Raw genomic sequence first — 4,277 nt, forward strand, 5'->3', positions numbered from 1 at the left:
CGCCCGTATCGCCGCCCTCGCGCCGGTGGTCTGCGCGGCGGCCCGCGCCGGCGACCCGGTGGCGAGCGTCATCGTCGCCGACGCGGTCGGCCACCTCGTCGCGACCCTGGACAGCCTCCGCGCGCCCGGACCGGTCGTCCTGGCCGGTGGCCTGCTGGCGACGGACACCCCGGTCCGCGACGGCCTGCTCGCCCTCCTCGACGCACGCGGCACCACCGCCCTGACCAGCCGGGATCCGGCTGCGGGCGCGGCCTGGCTGGCCGCCCGGACGAAACCGGGCATCGACCCCGCGGCGCTGCATGCCGCCCTGGTCGGCGCGGGCGTTTCCCCGTCGAACTGACCAGGAAAGTGTCAAGCAGACCGGAGCGTCGCGGGCCGAGCCTCACACAGCTTCGCGGACTGCGCCCTTGCCGCCGTGCTTGGCCTGGTACATCGCCTCGTCGGCGCGGTCCAGCAGCGCCGAGGCGCTGCTCGCCGTCGGGCCGGCGACGGCGACGCCGATACTGGCCCGGACCCGCACCGCCGCGTCCTCGGTCACCTGGCACGGCAGCTCCAGCGCCGCGCCGACCCGGTCCGCGACCGTGGCGAAGCCGCCGGGCGGGCAGTGCCGCACCAGCACCGCGAACTCGTCGCCGCCGAGGCGGGCCAGCACGTCCTGCTCCTCGGTGAGGGCCCGCAACCGCAGCGCGGTCTCCACCAGGACGGCGTCACCGGCGGAGTGGCCGTACCGGTCGTTGACCGGTTTGAAGTCGTCCAGGTCGATCATCAGCACCCCGACCGGCTCGCCCGCGCGCAGCGCCTCGTCCAGGCGGTCGAGGAACAGCGCCCGGTTGCCCAGCCCGGTGAGGCTGTCGGTGAACGCCATGGTGTGCAGCCGCTCGGCGAGCGCGTCGCGTTCGGCGAGCAGCTCCGCGTTGTCGACGAATGCGGACACCTGCCGGGCCACCACGATGCCGGTGCTGCCGATCGCGCCGGCCAGGATGACCCACGCCCGGACGTCCAGGCCGGAGGCCGCGAGGCTGACCACGAGCAGCGCGTAGGTGGCGGCCACCGCGAGATAGGGCAGCAGGCTGTAGGGCCGGCTCGGCGCTCCCGGCCGGGCCGCGACACCGGTCCGGTACCAGCGGTGCTGCAACCAGGCGACCAGCAACAACGCGGCGTGCGAGCCGACGCTCATCGCGAACACCCAGCCGGGCCGGCCGGTGCGGGCCAGTTCCGGGCCGAGCGCCCGGGCGACCGCCTCGACCGCCGCGGCGATCGGGCCGATCACGCCGACGTTCCACCGGAACGGGTTGACCCCGCTGAGGTAGAGCCGGCCCACCGTGAACGCGGTCAGCATCACCACGACCGGCCCGGTCGCCACCCCGAACACGTCGGCGGCGGTGATCACGTGCTTGCCCCAGCCGCTGGCGATGGTCCAGTACAGCCCGTAGGCGCCGGCCGCGACCACGATCGTGGCCAGATCCAGCAGGTAGCAGAGCCGCTGCCGGTCGGTGCGGTGCGGCAGCGAGTAGGTCATCGAGACGCCCAGCAGGGCCGCGCCGCCGAGCGCCAGCGCGAGCGTACGAGAGAGTCCGGTTCCGGTCAGCGCGTCCGCACCGCCCGGCGCGACCAGCGTGCTGCCCACCTGGATCCAGTCGCCGGCGCTGAACGCCACACCGGCCCAGGCGAACGCTGACCAGAACCGGCGTTCCGGGTCGTCCGGGCGCATCAGCCGGACCGCCCGGAACCCGTAGTAGGTCATCGCCGTCGCGAACACCGCGACCGCCAGCCAGGCGACCGTGGCCTCGACCGTGGTATTGCCGCCCGGGAGCAGGAACACGCAGCAGAGCAGCGCGGTGATGGCTGCGACGCAGACCGGCACAGTGCGCATGACCCTCCCGGTGTGCGTCCGCGGTTGCCTGACCTACCGCTCATCGGACGCGGAGTGGCGCAGTTGAGCCCGCAGCCCTCGACCGATAATCCGAATCGGTCTGCTGTCACCTTGCCGACTGGGTGATCAACATTCTTGCCCCGGCCGCTCCGGTCATGATTGCCTGACGCCCGGGGGCTCGCCGAACGGTGACGAGGTGGTAGCGGTGGCAACAGCAGCATCCACGCTGCCGCTGACCGCGGCCAAAACCGCGCGGCCGCGGGCCCTGCGGGCCGGCGTGGACCGGCCCCGGCTGTTCGCACAGCTCGACGCCGCCGTGCAGGAACCGTTCACCCTCGTCTGCGCCGGTCCCGGCTGGGGCAAGACCATGCTGGTCTCGGCCTGGGCGCAGACCCGCGGCGCCGAGGTCGCCTGGCTCAGCCTCGACCGCCACGACAACGAGCCGGGGCTGTTCTGGGCGTACGTGATCGCCGCCCTGCGCGCCGCCGGCGCGCTCACCGAGGGCAACCCGCTCGCCGCGATGGGCTCGGTGCCCACCGACGAGCGTGAACGAGCGCACCGCCTCGCCGCCGGATTCGCCCTGCTGCCGCAGCCGACCGTGCTGGTCATCGACGACTTCCACGAGATCGACGACCAGCGGATCCTCACCGAGCTGAACGACGTGCTGCGCCACCCGCCGGAACCGCTGCGGATCATCCTGATCAGCCGGGCCGAACCGGCGCTGGCCCTGCACCGGCTGCGCACCGCCGGGCGGCTCGCCGAGATCCGCACCGGGCACCTCGCCTTCACCGGCGAGGAGGCCACCGCGCTGATCGACCGGCACGGGCTCACCCTGCCGCCCGCCGACGTCGGCGTCCTGCTGGAACGCACCGAGGGCTGGGCGGTCGGCCTGCACGTGGGCGCGGGCTTCCTCGCCGACCCGGGCGGCGGCCGCTCCATCGCCGACTTCGCCGGCGACGTCCGCGGCATCGACGAGTACCTCACCGAGGAGGTGCTGGCCGCCCGGTCCCGGCGGCAGCGGCGCTTCCTGCTGCAGACCAGCATCTGCGACCAGATCTGCGCCGACCTCGCCAACGCGATCACCGAGCAGGACGACGGCCAGCGCATTCTCGAACAGCTCGAGCACGACAACGACTTCGTGGTACGGCTCGGCGCGCGCCCGCTCTGGTTCCGTTACCACCACCTGCTGCGCGAGGCGCTCGGGCACCGGCTGCAGCGTGAGGCGCCGAGGGCGGTCACCGAACTGCACCGCCGGGCGGCCCGGTGGTACGCGAACAACAACTCGGTCATCGAAGCCCTCGAACACGCGGTGGCGGCGCGGGACTGGGCGTACCTGGGCCGGGTGGTGACCGCGCACGCCTCCCCGCTGATCGTCTCCGCGCACCGGCCGGCGCTGGTCCGGATCCTGCGGCAGATCCCGGCCGACCGGCTCGCCGGGACCGCCGAGCTGGTCATCTGCAGTGCGCTGCTGCTCTTCCACGCCGGGGACTTCACCGCCCTGCCGGCCCGCCTCGACCAGGCGCGCGAGCTGCTGCGGCACCGGCCCGCCGACGCGAGCAGCCGGCAGGCCGAGATCACGATGTACGCCCTGCAGTGGACGGCCGACCGGGCGTGCGGCGACATGCCGGCCGTCGCGGACAACACGAATCGGCTGCTCGACCTGATCGCCACCGCACCGGCCGACGGCGCGGCCCAGGCGCAGCAGCGTGCCATCGCCCTGAACAACCGCGGTGTCGCCCGGATGTGGACCGGCGACGCCGACGCAGCGAGCCGGGACCTGGCGGCCGCTGTCGGCGCGGCCCGCGCTGCGGGCGTGGAGCTGGCGGAGCTCAACGCGACCGGGCACCTGGCGCTGCTGCAGGCCATGTGCGGATCGGTGCACGAGGCGGCCCGGCTCACCGCTGTCGCCGACGAGCTGGCCGAGCGGCGCGGCTGGTCCTACACGTTGCAGGCGGTGGCCGGCCACGTCGCCGCCGCCCTGGTCGGCCTGGAACGGCACGACCTCGGCGCGGCCGAGGAGGCGATCCGCCGGGCGATCCGGGCGCACCAGGTCGACAGCGAGGCGGCGCCGCTGCTCGCCATCGCCGGAGCGCAGGCGCGACTGGCCATCGCCCGCGGCGAACCCGCCCGGGCCCGGTTGTTCCTCGACGAGGCCGCCCGTCACCGCAACCCCCGGCTGCGGGCGCCCGCCCTCGACGACTGGCTCGCGGTCGTCGCGGCCGAGGCGGACCTGGCCGCCGGGCACGCCGACCGGGTGGCGCAACACCTCGCCGGCCCGGCCGCGACCGCGATGTTCACCCTCGCCGCGCGGATCGTCCAGGCCCGCGCCGCGACCACGCCGCGCCGAGCCATCAAGGTCACCATCGACGTCGCCGAGGCGGACGTGCCGCGCTTCGCCGAGGCC

General features: G+C 74.5%; 2 protein-coding genes and 1 pseudogene. 2 read left to right on the forward strand and 1 reads right to left on the reverse strand.

Translation table 11 applies throughout. The features are described from left to right. Positions 1-340 (forward strand): annotated as a pseudogene (locus tag AB0F81_RS50500) (ATPase); the annotation flags it as partial. A gap of 42 nt (positions 341-382) precedes the next feature. Here the strand turns inward: AB0F81_RS50500 and AB0F81_RS50505 are convergent. Then, positions 383-1,873 carry a GGDEF domain-containing protein gene (locus AB0F81_RS50505; RefSeq protein ID WP_360211499.1) on the reverse strand — a complete coding sequence of 497 codons (1,491 nt, stop codon included), beginning with the start codon at positions 1,871-1,873 and terminating at the stop codon, positions 383-385. Positions 1,874-2,078: 205 nt separating this feature from the next. On the opposite strand from AB0F81_RS50505, the gene AB0F81_RS50510 reads away from it, so the two are divergent. Then, positions 2,079-4,277, forward strand: a 2,199-nt coding sequence (locus tag AB0F81_RS50510; protein WP_360211504.1) for a helix-turn-helix transcriptional regulator, incomplete at its 3' end; no start/stop codon positions are given.

It is taken from the genome of Actinoplanes sp. NPDC024001 (assembly GCF_040638955.1).
Classification (GTDB): domain Bacteria; phylum Actinomycetota; class Actinomycetes; order Mycobacteriales; family Micromonosporaceae; genus Actinoplanes.